Annotated in this window: 21 protein-coding genes; 7 read left to right on the forward strand and 14 right to left on the reverse strand. The window is 69.5% G+C overall.

The window, feature by feature from the left end:
• Positions 1-166: 166 nt before the first annotated feature.
• Both AU196_RS16730 and AU196_RS16735 read right to left on the reverse strand, forming a co-directional pair.
• Positions 167-694, reverse strand: coding sequence for a chorismate mutase (locus AU196_RS16730; RefSeq protein ID WP_059096254.1), 528 nt, complete (start codon positions 692-694; stop codon positions 167-169).
• A 38-nt stretch (positions 695-732) separates the two neighbouring features.
• Positions 733-948 carry an Rv3202a family protein gene (locus tag AU196_RS16735; protein ID WP_059096210.1) on the reverse strand — a complete coding sequence of 72 codons (216 nt, stop codon included), beginning with the start codon at positions 946-948 and terminating at the stop codon, positions 733-735.
• Between the two features lie 250 nt (positions 949-1,198).
• Between AU196_RS16735 and AU196_RS16740 the strand changes: the two genes are divergently transcribed.
• Entirely contained in the window at positions 1,199-2,083 is an 885-nt protein-coding gene (locus tag AU196_RS16740; protein WP_059096211.1) for a cyclopropane mycolic acid synthase family methyltransferase, read from the forward strand.
• Between the two features lie 13 nt (positions 2,084-2,096).
• On the opposite strand, the gene speB is transcribed toward AU196_RS16740, so the two are convergent.
• From speB to AU196_RS16755, 3 genes are read right to left on the reverse strand one after another with little or no spacing between them, the layout of a single operon-like run.
• A complete protein-coding gene (speB, locus tag AU196_RS16745) occupies positions 2,097-3,134 on the reverse strand; it encodes an agmatinase (protein WP_059096212.1) in 1,038 nt (345 codons plus the stop codon).
• A gap of 40 nt (positions 3,135-3,174) precedes the next feature.
• Positions 3,175-3,603 carry an acyl-CoA thioesterase gene (locus AU196_RS16750; RefSeq protein ID WP_059096255.1) on the reverse strand — a complete coding sequence of 143 codons (429 nt, stop codon included), beginning with the start codon at positions 3,601-3,603 and terminating at the stop codon, positions 3,175-3,177.
• 24 nt (positions 3,604-3,627) lie between these two features.
• The gene (locus AU196_RS16755; protein ID WP_059096213.1) at positions 3,628-5,262 is read right to left on the reverse strand and encodes a fatty acyl-AMP ligase; all 1,635 of its coding nucleotides are present in this window, start codon (positions 5,260-5,262) and stop codon (positions 3,628-3,630) included.
• A 180-nt stretch (positions 5,263-5,442) separates the two neighbouring features.
• Between AU196_RS16755 and AU196_RS16760 the strand changes: the two genes are divergently transcribed.
• The 3 genes from AU196_RS16760 to AU196_RS16770 all read left to right on the forward strand — a co-directional run bounded on the left by AU196_RS16760 (position 5,443) and on the right by AU196_RS16770 (position 7,912).
• Positions 5,443-6,378 carry a threonine ammonia-lyase gene (locus AU196_RS16760; protein WP_059096214.1) on the forward strand — a complete coding sequence of 312 codons (936 nt, stop codon included), beginning with the start codon at positions 5,443-5,445 and terminating at the stop codon, positions 6,376-6,378.
• 32 nt (positions 6,379-6,410) lie between these two features.
• Positions 6,411-7,028, forward strand: coding sequence for a Pr6Pr family membrane protein (locus AU196_RS16765; RefSeq protein ID WP_059096215.1), 618 nt, complete (start codon positions 6,411-6,413; stop codon positions 7,026-7,028).
• Positions 7,029-7,171: 143 nt separating this feature from the next.
• A complete protein-coding gene (locus AU196_RS16770) occupies positions 7,172-7,912 on the forward strand; it encodes a L,D-transpeptidase (RefSeq protein WP_059096256.1) in 741 nt (246 codons plus the stop codon).
• Here the strand turns inward: AU196_RS16770 and AU196_RS16775 are convergent.
• From AU196_RS16775 to AU196_RS16790, 4 genes are read right to left on the reverse strand one after another with little or no spacing between them, the layout of a single operon-like run.
• Positions 7,896-8,570 carry a sterol desaturase family protein gene (locus tag AU196_RS16775; protein ID WP_059096216.1) on the reverse strand — a complete coding sequence of 225 codons (675 nt, stop codon included), beginning with the start codon at positions 8,568-8,570 and terminating at the stop codon, positions 7,896-7,898. The genes AU196_RS16770 and AU196_RS16775 overlap by 17 nt on opposite strands.
• Positions 8,567-9,286 carry a FadR/GntR family transcriptional regulator gene (locus AU196_RS16780; RefSeq protein WP_059096257.1) on the reverse strand — a complete coding sequence of 240 codons (720 nt, stop codon included), beginning with the start codon at positions 9,284-9,286 and terminating at the stop codon, positions 8,567-8,569. The genes AU196_RS16775 and AU196_RS16780 overlap by 4 nt, the downstream gene beginning before the upstream one ends.
• Positions 9,287-9,336: 50 nt before the next feature.
• Complete coding sequence (locus AU196_RS16785; RefSeq protein WP_059096217.1) at positions 9,337-9,756, reverse strand: lipoprotein LpqH; 420 nt, start codon at positions 9,754-9,756, stop codon at positions 9,337-9,339.
• Between the two features lie 40 nt (positions 9,757-9,796).
• A complete protein-coding gene (locus tag AU196_RS16790; RefSeq protein ID WP_082695747.1) occupies positions 9,797-10,636 on the reverse strand; it encodes a helix-turn-helix domain-containing protein in 840 nt (279 codons plus the stop codon).
• Positions 10,637-10,710: 74 nt separating this feature from the next.
• Here AU196_RS16790 and AU196_RS16795 point away from each other — a divergent pair, with 74 nt between their 5' ends.
• Entirely contained in the window at positions 10,711-11,058 is a 348-nt protein-coding gene (locus AU196_RS16795) for a hypothetical protein (RefSeq protein WP_059096218.1), read from the forward strand.
• Here AU196_RS16795 and AU196_RS16800 read toward each other — a convergent pair.
• Positions 11,000-12,271 (reverse strand): cytochrome P450, encoded by a 1,272-nt coding sequence (locus AU196_RS16800; protein ID WP_059096259.1) that lies wholly within the window; start codon positions 12,269-12,271, stop codon positions 11,000-11,002. The genes AU196_RS16795 and AU196_RS16800 overlap by 59 nt on opposite strands.
• Positions 12,272-12,494: 223 nt before the next feature.
• On the opposite strand from AU196_RS16800, the gene AU196_RS16805 reads away from it, so the two are divergent.
• Entirely contained in the window at positions 12,495-12,995 is a 501-nt protein-coding gene (locus AU196_RS16805; RefSeq protein WP_059096219.1) for a hypothetical protein, read from the forward strand.
• A gap of 6 nt (positions 12,996-13,001) precedes the next feature.
• On the opposite strand, the gene AU196_RS16810 is transcribed toward AU196_RS16805, so the two are convergent.
• A complete protein-coding gene (locus AU196_RS16810) occupies positions 13,002-15,266 on the reverse strand; it encodes a molybdopterin-dependent oxidoreductase (RefSeq protein WP_059096220.1) in 2,265 nt (754 codons plus the stop codon).
• Positions 15,266-15,847: a TetR/AcrR family transcriptional regulator gene (locus tag AU196_RS16815; RefSeq protein WP_059096221.1), complete on the reverse strand. Its 582-nt coding sequence runs from the start codon at positions 15,845-15,847 to the stop codon at positions 15,266-15,268. Before AU196_RS16815 ends, AU196_RS16810 begins: the two co-directional genes overlap by 1 nt.
• Positions 15,848-15,974: 127 nt before the next feature.
• Between AU196_RS16815 and fdxA the strand changes: the two genes are divergently transcribed.
• Complete coding sequence (gene fdxA / locus AU196_RS16820) at positions 15,975-16,316, forward strand: ferredoxin (RefSeq protein ID WP_059096222.1); 342 nt, start codon at positions 15,975-15,977, stop codon at positions 16,314-16,316.
• Here fdxA and AU196_RS16825 read toward each other — a convergent pair whose 3' ends face one another.
• Together AU196_RS16825 and AU196_RS16830 are read right to left on the reverse strand one after the other, a co-directional pair.
• Positions 16,317-16,682 carry a hypothetical protein gene (locus AU196_RS16825; RefSeq protein WP_231737617.1) on the reverse strand — a complete coding sequence of 122 codons (366 nt, stop codon included), beginning with the start codon at positions 16,680-16,682 and terminating at the stop codon, positions 16,317-16,319. It lies immediately after the preceding gene.
• A 132-nt stretch (positions 16,683-16,814) separates the two neighbouring features.
• Positions 16,815-17,945 (reverse strand): nitronate monooxygenase, encoded by a 1,131-nt coding sequence (locus AU196_RS16830; protein WP_059096260.1) that lies wholly within the window; start codon positions 17,943-17,945, stop codon positions 16,815-16,817.
• Positions 17,946-17,973 lie beyond the last annotated feature (28 nt).

Genomic DNA, 17,973 nt, shown 5'->3' on the forward strand with positions numbered 1-17,973 from the left:
GGCGCGCCCGCGGCCGGGCGGACCGGCCACCATCACCCCCCCGGCGGGGCTGAGGCCCAGCGGGGTGCGCGATTCGCCGATCCCGCCGAGGCCACCCGCTCCCGGCGCCGGTGATGAAGATGGACTTGGGCGTCGTCGGCGGCGTCATCGGGTCATCCTGGCACGGTCAGCCGCAGTACGACCGTGTCGCGAACGAGAGCGCGCGGCGGTAGAGCTCGTCGAGGCCCCGGGTGGCCGAGACCAGGTCGGTCGCCTCCCGGACGCGTTGCGGGCACTCCGGTGAGCGCAGCAGCGGCCAGTGGGCGGCCATCTGATCGACCATGGTCCGGTTGAGTCCGTCGATCACACCGCGTGAGGAGGCCAGATCCGGGGCCGTCGCCGGAGCGACGGCGGGGTCGAGCTTCCACTGGGCGAAACGGGTGTACTGGATCGACTCCGTGGCGGAGATCTGGTCGCGGAAGATGCGCCGCACCCGCTCGAGGTCGACGCCCCGCGCGGACGCGTCGGTGGCCACGGCGCCGAGCACCTGTTCGACGCGGGCCGGATCCTCGATGGGCGCCTTGGTGTTCCACTTGTTGGCCGCCACGGGTTCGGCGGTCCGCAGCCGCTCGGCGGCGGCGTCCACCAACGCCGTCAGCGGGCCGCCGGGCTCGGCGTGCGCAGGCGCGGCGCCCGCGACGGCGCCGATGACCATGAGGCCGGCCAGCACACGGCGCAGCACGGGCCGGCCGGTCAGCGGTCGAAGTCCGGGTCGTCGTCCGACAGCGGGACCGCGATCGACTGTTCGATCAGATCGGCCTCGTCGGCTTCCCAGTTGCGTGACACCGACACCCGCGCCGGATCCAGGCCGGCCTCCTCCTCGTCGTCCACGTCGACGGGGATCAGCTGTTCGACGACGTCGGCTTCCGGGGCGTCGTCACCGAACATCGGTTGATCCGGGGTACTCACGCGCAGTCTCCCTCCCTGGCTTGGACATCAGCCGAATACCGGCCGTGCCACCACAGTAGTGATGCCGCCACGAGAGGGTGGGTTCGGTTCGCAGCGCGCCGGGCACCCGGGTCACCGACCTGCCCACCACGGTCTTCGGACGGTGCCCGTTCGGGTAGTGTGCGCAGACGACGGGGGCGGCTCTCGAAAATTGAGGAGCTCCGAACGACCACGATCGACGACCACAAACAACAACGTCAGAGGCTGTACCGTGCCAGAAACAAGCAGTGATGCCCAGGGCTTGACGCCCCACTTCGAGGATGTCCAGGCGCACTACGACCTGTCCGACGAATTCTTCCGGCTGTTCCTCGACCCGACGCAGACCTACAGCTGCGCCTACTTCGAACGCGACGACATGACGCTGGAAGAGGCACAGCTCGCCAAGATCGACCTGTCACTGGGCAAGCTCGGGCTGCAGCCCGGCATGACCCTGCTCGACGTGGGCTGCGGCTGGGGCGCGACGATCAACCGTGCACTCGAGAAGTACGACGTCAACGTCGTCGGCCTGACCTTGAGCAAGAACCAGCAGGCCCACGTGCAGCAGATCCTCGACAAGAAGGACAGCCCGCGCAGCAAGCGGGTGCTCCTGCAGGGCTGGGAGCAGTTCGACGAGAAGGTCGACCGCATCGTGTCGATCGGCGCCTTCGAGCACTTCGGCCGCGACCGCTACACCGACTTCTTCACCATGGCCTACAACGCGCTGCCGGACGACGGCGTGATGATGCTGCACACCATCATCAAGCCGAGCAACGAGGAATTCGAAGAGCGCGGGCTGCCCATCACGATGCAGAAGCTGCGCTTCTTCAAATTCATCATGGACGAGATCTTCCCGGGCGGGGACCTGCCCCAGGCCAGTGCGGTCACCGACCACGCGATCAAGGCGGGGTTCGAGGTCAAACTGGTGCAGCCGCTGCGCCTGCACTACGCCAAGACCCTCGACATCTGGTCGGCCGCGCTGGAGGCCCGCAAGGACGAGGCCATCGCCCTCCAGTCGCAGGAGGTCTACGACCGGTACATGAAGTACCTCACCGGGTGCGCCGACCTCTTCCGCGAGGGCTACACCGACGTCGCGCAGTTCACCCTGACCAAGGGCTGAGTCACCGCACCCGTCATCGCGCGGGCGGTCCGGGTCTGGCGCCCGCGGCGTCGCGCCGACGGGCCGCCATTCCGGCCAGCGCCTCGAACACCACCCGGTGCGCGGCGTTGACGGTCAGTTCGGCGTGGTCGTACGCCGGTGCGACCTCGACGACGTCCACGCCGGCCACATCGTGCTCGTAACACAGCTGCCGCACCATCCGCAGCAGGTCGGCGCTGGTGATGCCGCCCGGTTCCGGGGTTCCGGTGCCGGGCGCGTGCGCGGGGTCCAGGACGTCGATGTCCACGGAGACGTAGAGCTTGTCGGCCTTGGCCAGAGCTTCGCCGACCGCGTCGCGCATCACGTCCTTGAAGCCGCGCTCCCAGATCTCCTGCATGGTGTGCCAGGTCATGCCCTGGTCGAGCATCCACTCGAAGGTGTCCTTCGGCGGCCAATAGCCGCGCAGGCCGACCTGCACGAAATGGGTGCCGGGCACCGCGCCGGATTCGATGAGCCGCCGCATGGGAGTGCCGTGACTGGCGAGGTTGCCCTCGATCATGTCGGCCGTATCGGCGTGGGCGTCGAAGTGCACGATGCCGACGTTCCCGTAACCGTGCACGTCGGCCACCGCGGTGGCCGCGGGCCAGGTGATCGAGTGGTCACCGCCGAGGACGACCGGCACGATCCCGCGTGAGGCGACCGCGGCCACCCGCTCACGGATGTTGTTGTGCGACATTTCGGTCTGCCCGTGTGGACAGTAGGCGTCACCGAAGTCGACCACCTCCAGCCAGTCGAAGATCTCGAGCCCCAGATCCATGTGGTAAGTGCCGGGTTCGTACGCCGTCGCCCGGATCGCGCGCGGCCCGAACCGGGCGCCCGGGCGGTTGGTGGTGCCCACGTCGAACGGCGCGCCGACGATCGCCACGTCCGGCCGCCACGACTCCAGTTGCGCGGTCTCGGTGAGGAAGGGCCGATGACCGAAGGACACCATCCCCGCATAGGGCAGGTCCAGTTGCTCGGCGAGTCCGGGCGGGAGGTCCCGTTGCGGCTCGTCCGCATGCGCATGCCCCATGGGCAGACGGTACCGCCAGGTGCGACCGGCCGCGCGGTGATCAGCCGGCTGTCAGCGCGCTGCGCAGCCGGTCCGGGATCGCCCGCTTGGCCCAGTCGGACGTCGACACGACCACGTATACGTTGCGGCCTGTCACCGCGGTCCGGGCGTCGCCGTCCGCATCGCGGCGTGACACCGCGAAACCGAGGGTGAAACTCGTCGAACCGACCCGTTCGCACCGCACCGCCACCCGCACGTCGTCGCGCCAGCGAACCGAAGCGGCGTAGTCGATCTCGCTGTGGACGACCTGGAAGTCGAGACCGGAGGCGATCAGGTCGGGATACGCGACCCCGATGTGGTCGAAGAACGCCGTGCACGCCTCGTCGAACCAGGTGAGGTAGTGACCGTTGAACACCACGCCCTGCTGGTCGACCTCGGCGTAGCGCGGCACGATCGGCAGCGAGAACCCCGCTGTCGCCTCGCCCGTCACCGGCACACCCTCACACCCGACCGGTCAGGCGACCAGCTCGGTCGCCAGCCCACGGCGGGGTTTGCCCGACGGCGTCTTGGGGATGGTGCCCGGCGAGACCACCGACACTTTGCGCGGGCGCAGATCGACCTCCGCGACCACCGCATGGGCCACTTCGTGCTCGATCCGCCGCACCTCGGCGTGGTCCTCCCAGTCGGCGGCCTCGACGACGACGGCGAACGTCTCGCGCGGGTGGCCCGCGTCGAGGCGCACGGCGACCACGCAACCGGGACGGATGCCGTCGACCCGGGCCGCCGCGCGTTCGACGTCGGTGGGGTAGATGTTGCGGCCGGCCATGATGATGACCTCTTTGACCCTGCCGCACAGAACGATTCGGCCGTCCTCGGTGAGGTAACCCAGGTCTCCGGTGTCGTACCAGCCGTGCTCGTCGGAGGCGGGACGGAAACCGGCCACGGTGGTGTAGCCGGGACTCAGCGACGATCCGCGGACTTGGATCACCCCCACCGCGCGGGCGGGCAGGACGGCGGCGTCCGCGTCGACGACACGAGCCACCATGTCGCCCAGCGGTGGGCCCAGGCAGGTCAGCCGCCTGGTGCGGCCGGTGGCGGCGGGAACCGCGCGGTCGAATGCGGCGAGCAGGTCGGCGTCGATCTCGTCGGTGCTCAGCCCGGCGCCGAGCGCCGAGAACGACACCGCGACAGTGGTTTCAGCCATTCCGTAGGCGGGCAGGATGGCACCGGGGTCGAGCCCGAACGGCGCCCCCGCGTCACACAGATCCTCGACCGCTGCGGGGTCGACCTGTTCGGCGCCGGACAGCGCGAAGCGCAGGCTGGACAGGTCGAACTGGCCCGGAACCGCTTGGCGGCGGAGCCTTTTCGCGAGCAGCGCCCACGCGAAATTCGGCGCCGCGGTCATGGTGCCCCGGTACTTGTCGATGAGTTCGGCCCACAGGAGGATGTCGCCGAGGAAGTCCATCGGCGTCACCTTGACCAGTTCGGCCCCGAAATACATGGGAACGGTGAGGAATCCGGTCATCCCCATGTCGTGGAACAGCGGCAACCAGCTCACGATGACGTCGGTGTCGAGGCGGTAGTCCGCGGCGCTGAACATCGCCTCGGCGTTCGACACGACGTTGCGGTGGGTGATGTGAACGGCTTTCGGCGATCCGGTCGATCCCGATGTCAGCTGCATCAACGCGACGTCGTCCTCGCCGGTGGGCACCGGGTCGATCGGGGAGGCTTCCAGAAGGCGCTCCACCGTCAGCACGGTGACCCCGAGGTGTTCCAGTGCCGGGGCGGCCACCATGAAGGGGTCGGACAGCACCACCGCCCTGGCCTCGATCAGGGTGATCACGCTCGCCGTCTCGTCGGCCCACACGGCCAGATCGCTGCGCGGAGTGGGTTGGTGCAGCATCGTGAGGCTCGCTCCGCGCATCCACAGCGCCTGCGCCGTCGGGGCGATCTCATCCGGAGCGCCCGCGAGCACCGCGACGGCGTCACCCGGTCCGACCCCTGCAGCGGCCAGGCCGCCGGCGATGCGCCTGGCCCGTTCGTGCACCTCACGCCACGAGCGCCGGATCGGCTGGTGCGGTTCACCGGTGACCATGCCGTTCCGGCTCGTCAGCGCGTTGGCGAACATCTTGTCGGTGAAGGCGCTCACGAGGGTGAAGCCGAATCTTCGGGCGTCATGACGACGCTCCTGTCAGTCTCCGAGCATCGCAGACGGCACCGGAGATCGGGCACGCGAGGAGCCTGCGACCGGTCGAGCATAGCCGCCGTGAGCGCGCGATCGGGTGACCCGGCGGGCCGCGTCGGGTGTGGCGGCGGGCAGACTGGGCGGGTGCACCTGGTCACGATCGACGACATCCGCGCCGCGGCCGCGCGCACCCGCGGCGACGTGCTGCGGACCCCGCTGATCCCCGCGGCGTGGGCCGGGACGCTGTGGCTCAAACCCGAGAATCTGCAGGCGATCGGCGCGTTCAAGGTGCGCGGTGCGTTCAACGCGATCGGCCGGCTGGATCCGGATGTCCGGGCCCGCGGGGTGGTGGCGTACTCGAGCGGCAACCACGCTCAGGCCGTCGCCCATGCCGCTGCGCGGTACGGGATCTCGGCCCACATCGTGATGCCCGAGGAGACGCCGCGGGTCAAGGTCGAGGCGACCCGCGCGCACGGCGCCGACGTGGTGCTGTGCGCCGCCGGTCGCCGGGAGGCGGTGGCCGCCGAGGTCGTCGAGCGCACCGGCGCGGTGCTGGTCCCGCCGTTCGACCACCCCGACGTCATAGCCGGCCAGGGCACCGCTGGTCTGGAGATCGCCGAGGACCTGCCCGAGGTCGAGCACGTCTTCATCCCGGTCAGCGGCGGTGGTTTGGCCTCTGGGATCGGCACGGCGATCAAGGCGTTGTGCCCGGGCGCGACGGTCCACGGCGTGGAACCCGAGCTGGCCGCCGATACGGCCGAGGGTCTGCGGCGTGGGCACCGGGTGGACTGGCCGATCGAAGACCGCAACCGCACCATCGCCGACGGGTTGCGCTCACAGCCGTCGGAGCTGACCTTCGCGCACCTGCAGAAGGTGCTCGACCACACCGTCACCGTCACCGAGGACGAGATCCGGTCGGCCGTGCGCGACCTGGCGCTTCACGCCCATCTGGTCAGCGAGCCCAGCGGGGCGGTGGCACTGGCCGGCTACCGCAGGGTGGCGCCCGCGGGTCGGGCCGTGGCGGTGGTGTCGGGCGGGAACATCGAGGTGGCGTTGCTGCGGGAGATCCTCGCGGGCTGAGCGGGCCGGCGGGCGCGGCTATCCTCGCGGAGGTGCCAGCGACCGACGCCTCCCGGGCGCTTCCGACACTGGGGACCGTCCTGCGGCTCTCGATCGTCGCGGCGGTGGTGGTGGCCGTGGTCGTGGTCGAGGTGACGTCGCGGTCGGGGGTGCTGTGGCGGTTGGTGACCTTCACCTACCAGGCGAACCTGCTGGCGGCGCTCTTCTACGCGGCGACGCTGTTCTGGCGACGCGCCGCGACCTGTTCGGCGCTGCGCGGCGCCGTCGTCCTGTACGTCGTGATCGCGGGGCTGGTGTGGAACCTGTTCCTGACCGACTACAGCATGGGGTACACCCCGGCGAACTTCCTGCTCCACGTCGTCGTGCCGGTGCTGGCGCTCGCCGAGTGGGGGCTGGCCGTCACCGACCGGTCAACTCTGCGGTGGTGGCATCCGTGGGCGTGGCTGGCCTACCCGGGTTGTTACGTCGTGACAGCACTGGCCGTCCTGAACCACGCCGGCCGGCGCGCGCCGTACTACTTCCTCGATCCGGGCAGTGTCGGCACGCTCACCGTCGGGGTCAACATCGCCCTGCTCGGGGCGATGTTCCTCGCGCTCGGCTACGTGTTGATGGCGCTCGGCCGCCCCCGCCGGGGGGAGGGCCCGGCGTAGGCGGGTGAAACGCTGGGGCGCGCGCCGGCGATGACCTTGACGTGGGCACAAGCCGTATCAGGAAAGGCGCCGCGAAGGCGCGAGGGCGAGCGCGGTCAGGAGGTCCGATCCGTCGGCCCCCCTACACTGGCGACATGCTGCGCATGTTCATGCGATCGATGCTGGTCATCGCCGGATCCCTCGCCCTGGCGGTGAGCGGTTCCGTCGCGAAGGGCTCCGCCGCGATCAGCACTCCGCCCGCCGTCACCGCCATCGAACCCGGGTCCGGCGACGTCGTCGGGGTGGCCATGCCACTGACCGTGCGGTTCGCCGCACCGGTCGACAACCGGCTCGCGGCCGAGCGGTCGTTGCGGATCACGTCGCCGAAGACGCCCGACGGCGAGTTCAGCTGGCTCAGCGATTCGGTGATGCAGTGGACGCCGACGGGCTTCTGGCCCGCACATTCGCCGATCTCGGTGGGCGCGGGCGACTTCGCCACCGAGTTCCAGACCGGTGCCGCCGTGATGGGTGTCGCCGACATCGACGCGCACACCTTCACCGTCAGCATCGACGATCAGGTGGTCCGGGAGATGCCGGCGTCCATGGGCAAGCCGAAGTTCCCGACACCGGTCGGCACCTTCCGTGTCCTGGGCAAGGAATCCGTCGTCGTGATGGACTCGCGGACCATCGGCATCCCGCTCGACGACCCCGAGGGCTACAAGCTCACCGTCTATGACGCGGTCCGCATCACCTGGGGCGGTGTCTACATCCACGGCGCGCCCTGGTCCACCGGCTCACAGGGCTACGCGAATGTCAGCCACGGCTGCATCAATCTCAGCCCGGACAACGCGGACTGGTACTTCAACACCGTGGGCATGGGCGATCCGGTCATCGTCCAGTCGTAGCATGCAGGTTCTTCGCGGTCGGTGACGTGGCGACCGTGGCGGGATCGGGACAGGTGCCGAGCACCCGGTCTGCGGTGCCGGCGCTGGTCACCGTGAACCAATAGTGCTCGTTCTTGAAGTGGTGTTGCCGGTGGTTGCGCCACACGGCGCGGTACGCGGCGGTCTTCGGCTTGTAGTCGCTGTGGACCAGGTAGTGGCACCACTCGTAGGCCAGGCCGAGCACCGTCAGGGACACCAGGAACGTCAGGCCCATGCCGAGGCGCGGAAAGGCGAGCAGCGCGACCCCCAGCGCGACCGGCAGAACCCACGTCAGCGCCTGCCAGGGGATGAAGATCAGCGGGACCACCCTGGGGTCGACATGGTGTTCACGGTGTTTGCGAGCCAGCAGCGGGTCGATCCGCAGGCGGCCGACACGTCGGGGCCGCCAATGCAGGACGCACACGTGGACGACCCACTCGACGAAGGGGAACACCGCGATCATCGCCACCGGGACGAGCGCATCGGTGGGCTGCCAGTCGCCCGCGAGAAGGCGTGCGGCGACGGCGGCGAGCAGGGTCACCGCGATCAGCCACGGCGACGGGTGCCGCCAGAACTCGCGGCCGGCGTCGGCCAGCGTGAACGCCCGGCGGGCGGGGCGTGGGGCGTGTCCGGTGGTCATCGGCCCTCCAGTTCGCCGAGTGCGTCGAGCAGTGCGGTGGTCGCGGGTTCGAGCAGGCGCCTGGCGGCGTCGGCGGCCCCCGCCGGATCGCCCGCCGCGATCGCGGCGGTGACGGCGCGGTAGGCATCGGGGCGGCCGACCTCTTCGGCCATCATGGTGGCCAGCGCGGGCAGGGCCGGTTCGTAGGTGGCCCGCAAGGTGTTGTACATCAACCGGAACGCGATGGAATCCGCCCCGTCCACGACGTGGTCCCAGAACGTCAGCGCAAGCCGTTGCGCAGCAACGGGATCGGTTTCGGCTTCGAGGGCGTTCACGGTGTCGTCCAGCAGGTCGGTGAGGCCGGTCCCGGCCCGCTCGGCCGCCAGTTGGGCGATCTTCGGACCGTTGTGCAACCGGGTCTCGAGGATGCTGCGGACCACGGACAAGTCGAGCTCCCCGCCTCGCATGAGCAACCGGGGGAGCAGGTCGAGACCCGCGGTGCGCCGGAAGTCGCGCACCGTGGTCGCATCGCCCTGGCGCACCTCGATCAGGCCGGTGCCGGCGAGCCGCTTGAGCGCTTCACGGATCGCCGGACGCGACACCCCGAGCACTTCGGCGAGCCGCCGCTCACTCGGCAGCGTCTGCCCCGGCTGCATCTGCCCGCTGAGCACCTCGGAGACGATCTGGTCGAAGACGTCTTCCGGCACCGAGCGGCGGTTGACGGGTTGGAGTGGCATGCCACCCAGCATGGCAGCCGGGGTGGTCAGAGGTCAAGTGGTCTGACCAGTCAGCAGGTGGTGGTGATCTCGTACTTCGCCTCGGCGGCGGCGGTGGGATTGTCCGCGAACGACCCCTTGGCGGTGCCCGTGATCGTGATGACGGAGTTGTCGATGGTGGCCTTACCGTCACCCACGGTGCCCTCCCAGTACGCGCCCGTGAATCCCTCGAGGTCGCGGATCTCGACCGAATGCGCTTCGACGTTCTCACCGGTGGAGACCGAGGCGGAGAAGCCGGGCGTCTCCTCGCCGAAATCCGAGATGAGCCACGTCCAGCCGGCCTGACTGCACTCCACCGGAATCTTGGCCGTCTCCGCACCGTTGACCGAGACCTGCGCGGTCCGGGTGCCCAATGCCGGCTCGGACCCGCCGCACGCGGAGAGCACGACGACCGAAGCCGCACTCAGCACCATGACGATTCGGTTGTTCACGCGCCACCTCTGTTCTGTTGACTCGGTGTCCCGACCCCGCTCACTGCGGACTTCCCTGCGATGCGGACCGGCAAACCAGCGCTGCGGCGGTCGCCGCGTCGGCGGGCAGGAACGCCTCGATGCTCAGCTCGGCCGCGGTGAGATCGAGTGCGGTGCCGAACGTCGTCACAGTGCTGATGAACGTCAGCAGATCGCCACTCTCGGTGCACAATTCGAGTGGAACGGCCACGGTCGACGGATCGGGGGAGGGCGCCGTCGGCCCCGGGTACGTCTCGAGTTCGGCCAGCAGGGCGATGAGCTCACCGGATCCGCTCGCCGCGACCTCGCGGCGCAGCCGGTCGATCAGATGATGGCGCCACTGACCGAGATTCGCGATCCGCGGCGCCAGCCCCTCCGGATGCAGCGTCAGCCGCAGCGCATTGGGCTGATCCAGCAGCGACGGTGCGACCCCCTCGAGGAGCACGGCCGTTGCGGCGTTGGCGCTCAGGATGTTCCAGTGCCGGTCGACGGCGACACACGGGAAGGGGTCGTAGGCCGCAAGCACGCGCTGCACACCCTCCCGCACAGCGGCCATCTCCGGATGGCCGAGGCCCCGTTCGGGGTAGACCGGTGCCAGCCCGGCCGCCGTCAGCAGGTGGTTGCGTTCTCGCAGTGGGACGTCGAGCACTTCGGCCAACCGCAGCACCATCGCCCGGCTCGGGGTCGACCGGCCCGTCTCCAGGAAGCTCACGTGACGGGCCGAGACGTCGGCCTCGATCGCCAGATCCAGCTGGCTGAGCCTGCGGCGCTGCCGCCAGGTCCGCAGCACGTCCCCGAACGTCGCGGCGGCGTGGGTGGCGGTCACGGGTTCAGTGTCGCGCGCCGACGGTGGCACCGCCATTACTTCGGAGGTAATTGATGCGATGACGTTGCCTGGGCGAAGGTGGTGTCGTCCACCACGAGAGGGAGTACCCGATGGAGACGTCCGAGCAGAACATCCCCCGTTGGCTGCGATTCGTGCTGGCGTCCGACCGCGCGGGTTCCTCCTGGTACATCGGTGCCGGGTTCTTCTTCGCGCCCGCGTTGGCCTGGGCGTCGCCCTGGCCGACCCTGACCACGGTGCTGTGGGTGGTGATCGGCCTGGCCGGGCTGTGGCTCGGCCTGCTCGGCATCGCGATGGCGACCGGACTCGCGATCGTCCTCCGCTCGAACACCGAGATCCCCGAGGACTATTGGCGGTCGATCATCGACTATCCCGCGAAACCTACTGTGCGGCCGAAGGTTTCGCGGCAGAGCCGGTGTAGTCGACCTGCCAGTGTTTGATGCCGTTGAGCCAGCCCGACCGCAACCGCTCCGGCTTGCCCAGCGGCGTGAGGTCGGGCATGTGGTCGGCGATGGCGTTGAACATCAGATCGATCGTCATCCGCGCCAGGTTCGCGCCGATGCAGTAGTGGGCGCCGGTGCCGCCGAACCCCACATGCGGGTTGGGGTCACGCAGGATGTCGAACGAATACGGATCCTCGAAGACGTCCTCGTCGAAGTTGGCCGAGCGATAGAACATCACCACGCGCTGGCCCTTCTTGATGGTCACGCCGGACAGTTCGGTGTCCCACAGCGCGGTGCGCTGGAATGACGTGACGGGCGTCGCCCAGCGGACGATCTCGTCGGCCGCGGTGGCGGGCCGCTCCCGTTTGAACAACTCCCACTGGTCGGGGAAGTCGGTGAACGCCATCATGCCCTGCGTGATCGAGTTACGGGTCGTCTCGTTGCCTGCCACCGCCAGCAGGATGACGAAGAACCCGAATTCGTCGTCGGAGAGTTTGTGTCCCTCGACGTCGGCCTGGACGAGTTTGGTGACGAGGTCGTCGCCGGGGTTGGCGACCCGGTCGGCGGCCATCTGCATGCCGTACATGATCAGTTCCACCGAGGCACCGATCGCGTCGTTGCCGGCGAATTCCGGATCCTGATCGCCGACCATCTGGTTCGACCAATCGAAGAGCTTCTTGCGGTCCTCCTGCGGCACGCCCATGAGTCCGGCGATCGCCTGCAGTGGGAGCTCACACGACACCTGTTCGACGAAGTCACCCGCGCCCTGTTCCAGCGCCGTGCGCGCGATGTGCTGTGCGCGGGCGCCGAGTTCGGCGCGCAGCCGCTCGACCGCCCGCGGGGTGAAGGCCCGGGACACGATCTGGCGAAGGTGGGTGTGGTGCGGGGCGTCCTGATTGAGCAGGACGTACTTCCCGCGTTCGATCTGCTCGCCGACGGTGCCGTCCCGGTAGCGCGGGAGCGCGGTCTTCTCGAGGCTCGAGAACACGTCGCTGCGCCGGGACACCTCCTTGACGTCCCGGTGCTTGGTGACGACCCAGAAGCCGCCGTCGTCGAACCCGCCCGCGCCGACGGGTTGTTCGTTCCACCAGATCGGGGCCACCCGGCGCATCTCGGCCAGTTCCTCGACGGGCAGCCGCTGGGCGTAGATGTCCGGATCGGTGAAGTCGAACCCAGGCGGCAGATTGGGGCGGAGCCGATCGCTGCTCATGACCACGGGGCATCTCCTAAGACGACGTCTTCTCGTGCCTAACCGCATTGCTACACCACTGCTGGGGCGACCGGGCAAGGTTGCGGAAAGTCCGAAGTGGAACGTGTTATCGCGCCGGCGCGACGAGACCGTCGCAGAAACGTTGGCCACTTCTGTAACAAAGCGCGCGTCGACGGAGAACAATCCCGTGTAGCCAGGTCACGCGACGTGGAGGGAGACCGCAGTGGCGATCGATTTTCGGCGCACCGCCGCCGGTGCAGCGCTGGGGCTCGGCATCGGTCTCGGCATGTTCATGGCGGCGCCCGCCGCAGGTGCGGATCCGGTCCCCGCGCCGGCCCCCGGCCCGCAGCCCGCGCCCGTCGCGGCTGCCTCGGCGGCACCGGGAGACGTCGCGCCGCTCGCCGCGCCCGCCCCTGCCGATGAGGGTGTCCCACATCTGTACAGCCCGGACAACCCGCCGCCCGGAACCACGACGACCCCGGTGGCGCCCACGGGCAGCCGCGGGCTGTCCTACCTGCGCGACCTGTGGCACGCCGTGCAGACCCAGGAGGTCAGCGGCAGCGATGCGATCTTCCTGCTGACGCAGCGTCCGCTCGACCCGGCCGCCACTCCGCCGCCGGGGATGCCGGCCGGACCGCAGCCCCCGTTGGCGCCGGCGCCCGCTCCCGAACCGGCGCCCGCGCCCGCTCCCGAACCGGCACCCGCGCCTGCTCCCGCGCCGTAGCGTCGGTCACCCGGTACCGGCCACGCCGGACGTCACGGCCTCGATGCGCGCAGGCACGTGCTTGTGCCACGGCGTGCCCGCGTAGGCGTCACGCCAGTCGCTGGACGTGAGCGAGTTCGGCGCCACACCGGGAACCGTGACGGTGCCGTCGGCGCCGACGTGGTCCAGGCCGAAGCCGTTCGGCAGCGAGGCATGACCCGGGAGCATCGCGCCGGTCACCTCCACGGTGGCCTCCGCGCTCCCGGCCGCGGTGGTGACGCGGGCCCGGTCACCGGACCGCAGGTTCAGGGCACCGGCGTCCTCGACACTGATCCGCAGCGCACCGTCGACGTCGCGCTTGCGCCATCGGGGATCCCGCAGGATGTCGTTGGCCGTGTACGCGCGGCGCTCACCGGCCGACAGCACGATCGGGAACTCCGTCGACGTGTAGGCCGGCCGGTCGGCGGTCAGCGACCGGATCTCGCGGAGCATGTCCGGCATCGCCAGCGCGATGCGGTGGTCCTGGTGGGTGATCAGGGCGAAGTCGTCCGGATACTCGTGGACGGTGAACGTGACCCCCGAGCGGTGGTCGAGGATCGCCTCGAACAGCGCGTTGCCGTCGGCGTGCCCGGCCCGCCGCACCGCGTCCGGGTACGCCATGGCGGTCTTCTGCGCCAGGCCCCACAGCGCCGCAGCCCCGGCCAGGCCCTCGGGCAGGGCCGGCCCGAGCGTCTCGTACAGCACGAAGGGGAGCACCTTGTTCAGGCCGGGATTGGCGCCCACGGCGGTGAGGAACGCCGCGGTGTAGGCGGCCAGACCCTCACGGGCGGCCGCGCGCAGCGGCGCGAGTTCGGCGTCGTCGACCACGCCGAGCGCACGGGTGAGGCGGGCCCAGATCTCGGGCTCGGGCAGAGTGCCCTCGAGCGGCTCGAACAACCGGTGCCGCAGGTGAAAGGTGTTGTGCGGGAACTCGAGATTGAAGAACGTCGCCTCGGCCTTCTCGTACTGGGTCGCCGCGGGCAGCACGTAGTGGGCCAGCCGCGCGGTCTCGGTCATCGCGACGTCCACGACCACCAGGAGGTCGAGCGCCGAGAACGCGTCACGACACGCGGCCGAGTCGGCGAGGGAGTGTGCCGGATTGCTGCTCTCCACGACCATGGCGCGGAACCGGTCCGGGTGGTCGGTGAGGATCTCCTGCGGCACCACGTTGCTGGGCACCAGGCCCCCGATCACCGGGGCACCCGTCACCGGCGTGCGGCCGACCCCGCCGGCACGCATGAGTGGCGCGAACGACGAATGAAGATGCTGGGCACCACGTTTGGCGAAGTTGCCGGTGAGGATCCACAGCAGCTTGTTCAGATACGAGCACACGGTGCTGTTGGGGGACTGCTGGATGCCGAGATCCTCGAACACCGAGACGCTCGCGGCGGAGGCGATGCGCCGCACGGCGGAGCGCAGCAGGTCTTCGCCGACCCCGCAGCGGCGGGCGAACTCGGTGACCGGCACGTCGCGCAGCACGTCGCGCACGGCGTCGGCGCCGTTGACGTGGTCGGCCAGGAACGCCTCGTCGCAGAGGTCCTCCTGCACCAGGACGGCGGCCATCGCCGCCAGGCACCACGCATCGGTGCCCGGGCGGACCCGCAGGTGGAAGTCGGCCATCGCGGCGGTGTCGGTGACTACCGGGTCGATGACGATCATCGACCGCGACGGATCCTTGGCGATCTCGTTGAGCACGACGCGGGCGCGGGGGAAGCTCTGCGACATCCACGGGTTCTTCCCGACGAACACCGACACCTCGGCGTGTTCGAACTCGCCGCGGGTGTGGCCGCCGTAGAGATGGGCGTCCACCCAGTGCTCACCGGTCTTCTCCTGTGCCAGCGCGTTGGACCGGTAGTACGAGCCGAGCGCTTTGAGGAACGCGCCGCTGTACGCGCCGCCGAGGTGGTTGCCCTGCCCGCCGCCGCCGTAGTAGAAGATCTTGTCGCCGCCGTGGGTGTCGGCGATGCGGCGCATACCGTCCGCGATCTCGGAGATCGCGGTGTCCCAGTCGATCTCCTCGAAGCCGCCGTCCGGGCGGCGGCGCATCGGTGAGGTCAGACGGCCGTTGTTGTTCTGGTAGTGGTCGAGGCGCAGCGCCTTGTTACAGGTGTAGCCCCGCGACGCGGGATGCTCCTTGTCCCCCCGAATGCGGGCCAGCGACCGGTCGGCGACCTGCACGACGATGCCGCAGTTGCACTCGCACAGGATGCACGCGCTCGGCTGCCAGGGGCTCTCCAGCGGTGTCGTCGTCATCAGCGGTCCTTCCCGAGGGCGTCCTGCAGCAGAGCGCGCAGTTGGCGGTGAACGGTCTCGAGTGGAGCGACGTCGCGGGCGGCGCGGGCCACGACGATCGCCCCCTCGAAGCTGGTCAGCAGCAGCATGGCGAGGTCTGCCGCCCGGTCGGCGGCGATCCCGTCGGCCGTCATGCGGTCGGAGATCAGTGCGGTCCAGAGGGTGAATGCGGCGGCCGCCCGTTCGATGACGGGGGCGGACTGCTCCGGCTTGTCGGGATCGCCCGCCTCGACCGCGACGGCGACCACGGGGCAGCCGGCGCGGTGATCGGTGCGGGTCATCAGGTCCCGATAGCCGGCGAACAGACCGTCGAGCAGGGTCAGCGAGTCGGGTGCCTGCCTGATCTGCTCGGCCACCCGCTCACCCGCGTAATCGACTGCCTCGCACAGGAGTTGGGTACGACCACCGGGGAAGTGGTGATAGGCGGACCCGCGTGGCGCGCCGCTGTGCTTCAAGACGTCGGCGATCGCGGTCGGATGGGCGCCCCGTTCCCGGATGAGGACCGCGGCAGACCGCACCATGCGTTCACGGGGGGTGGCCATACCGGTCGTCCTTCCCTCGATATGTATGTCACCTTACATAGAACTGCTGGCAAGCGGAAGGCGCGTCGTCAGAACTGAGGACTTTCGGCCCCAGCGCACACCCGCAGGGCCTCCCTAGGCTCGCCGCATGACCTATGTGATCGGTAGTGCGTGTGTGGATGTCGTCGACAAGTCGTGCGTGCCCGAATGCCCCGTCGACTGCATTTATGAGGGGGACCGGGTGATGTACATCAACCCGGAGGAGTGCGTGGACTGCGGCGCCTGCCGCGTGATCTGCAAGATGGACGCGATCTTCTACGAGACCGATCTACCCGAGGACCAGCAGCCCCACCTCGCCGACAACGCCGCGTTCTTCACCGAGGTGCTGCCCGGCCGCGACGCACCGCTCGGCACACCCGGGGGAGCGAGCGCGCTCGGCCGCCTGGGGGTGGACACCCGGCTCGTGGCGAATCTGCCGCGCCAGAGCTGACTACGGCCGGCGGTACTCGATCATCGGCTGCCGGTGCAGCGTCGTATCCCCCGAGGTGACAACGAGTTCGGTGGCCGTCACCCAGTAGACGACCCCCTCGTTCTCCGCGGAATACCCACCTGCACCGGCCGCCGCCGCGTCCAGCATCAGCGCCGCGTCGTCCTCCAGTCGCACGCCGCGATACTGCAGCTGACCGTCCGGGCTCGAACAGATGGCCACCAAGGCATCCTGGGTCCGGCCGAAAGCCGTTGCCTCCGCGGCACCTTGGCAGTAGGCCGCGGTGCCGACGAAACCGCGGTCGTCGGTGACGAAGTCCGACGACGGATCGGCCGTCGCACCCGGTGCCAGAGCGAGGGCCCCCGCCACGACGAAGCCTGCCGCCCCGGCCAGGCGCCTACCGCGCGATACCGGTGCTGACGTCGGCGAATCGGCCATTCCGCACGCTAACGCGCGTGGCCGCCTGCGCCCGGGATATCGCCGCCGTGTCGCGACGGCGCCTCAGACGCCCGCGGCCTCGTTGAGGGTGTTGAGCGTGGTCGTCGCGTCCAGGTACTCCTGCACCCAGCGCTCGATCACCGCGGAGGTCTTCTCCACCTTGTCGAACTGACCGACCACCTGACCGACCGGATTGAACGCGACGTCGACGGTCTCGTTCGGGTACTTGTGCGTGGCCGCGACCGCCATCCCGGACACCATGTACTGCAACGGCATTCCGAGCGGCTTGGGGTTCTCCGGCTGCTCCCACGCCTCGGTCCAGTCGTTGCGCAGCATGCGTGCCGGCTTCCCGGTGAACGAGCGGCTGCGGACGGTGTCGCGGCTGCTCGCCTTCGCGTACGCGGCCTGCTGCACCGGGGTGTTCTCGGCCTCCTCCACCATCAGCCACTGCGAACCCGTCCACGCACCCGCGGCGCCCAGCGCCAGCGCGGCCGCGATCTGTTGACCGCTGCCGATGCCGCCCGCGGCCAGCACCGGCACCGGTGCGACCTCCTTGACGACCTGCGGCCACAGCACGATCGAGCCGACCTCGCCGCTGTGGCCGCCGGCTTCACCGCCCTGGGCGATGATGATGTCCACACCGGCATCGGCGTGTTTGCGCGCCTGCGACGGCGATCCGCACAACGCGGCGACCTTGCGGCCGGCCTCGTGGATGTTCTTGATCATGTCGGCGGGCGGCGTGCCGAGCGCGTTGGCGATCAGCGTCATCTTCGGGTGTCGCAGCGCGATCTCCACCTGGGGGGTGGCGGTCGCCTCGGTCCAGCCCAGCAGCTGCAGCGCGTTGTCGTCGCTGTCGTCGGTCGGCACACCGTGGTCCTTGAGGATGCTCTTCGCGAAGTCGAGGTGTTCCTGCGGAACGAGCGACTGCAGCATGCCCTTGAGCTCGTCGGCGGACATGTTGGCGTCCATGCCCTCGTACTTGTTGGGGATGACGATGTCGACGCCGTAGGGGTGATCGCCGATGTGTTCGTCGATCCAGTTCAGTTCGATCTCGAGCTGCTCGGGGGTGAAGCCGACCGCGCCGAGCACGCCGAAGCCGCCGGCCTTGCTCACCGCGACGACGACGTCGCGGCAGTGCGTGAAGGCGAAGATCGGGAACTCGATGCCGAGACTTTGTGAAAGTGCTGTCTTCATGCAGAACTGTAACACGTTCTAGTTAGTG

The sequence above is a fragment of the Mycobacterium sp. IS-1742 genome (genome assembly GCF_001500125.1).
Classification (GTDB): domain Bacteria; phylum Actinomycetota; class Actinomycetes; order Mycobacteriales; family Mycobacteriaceae; genus Mycobacterium.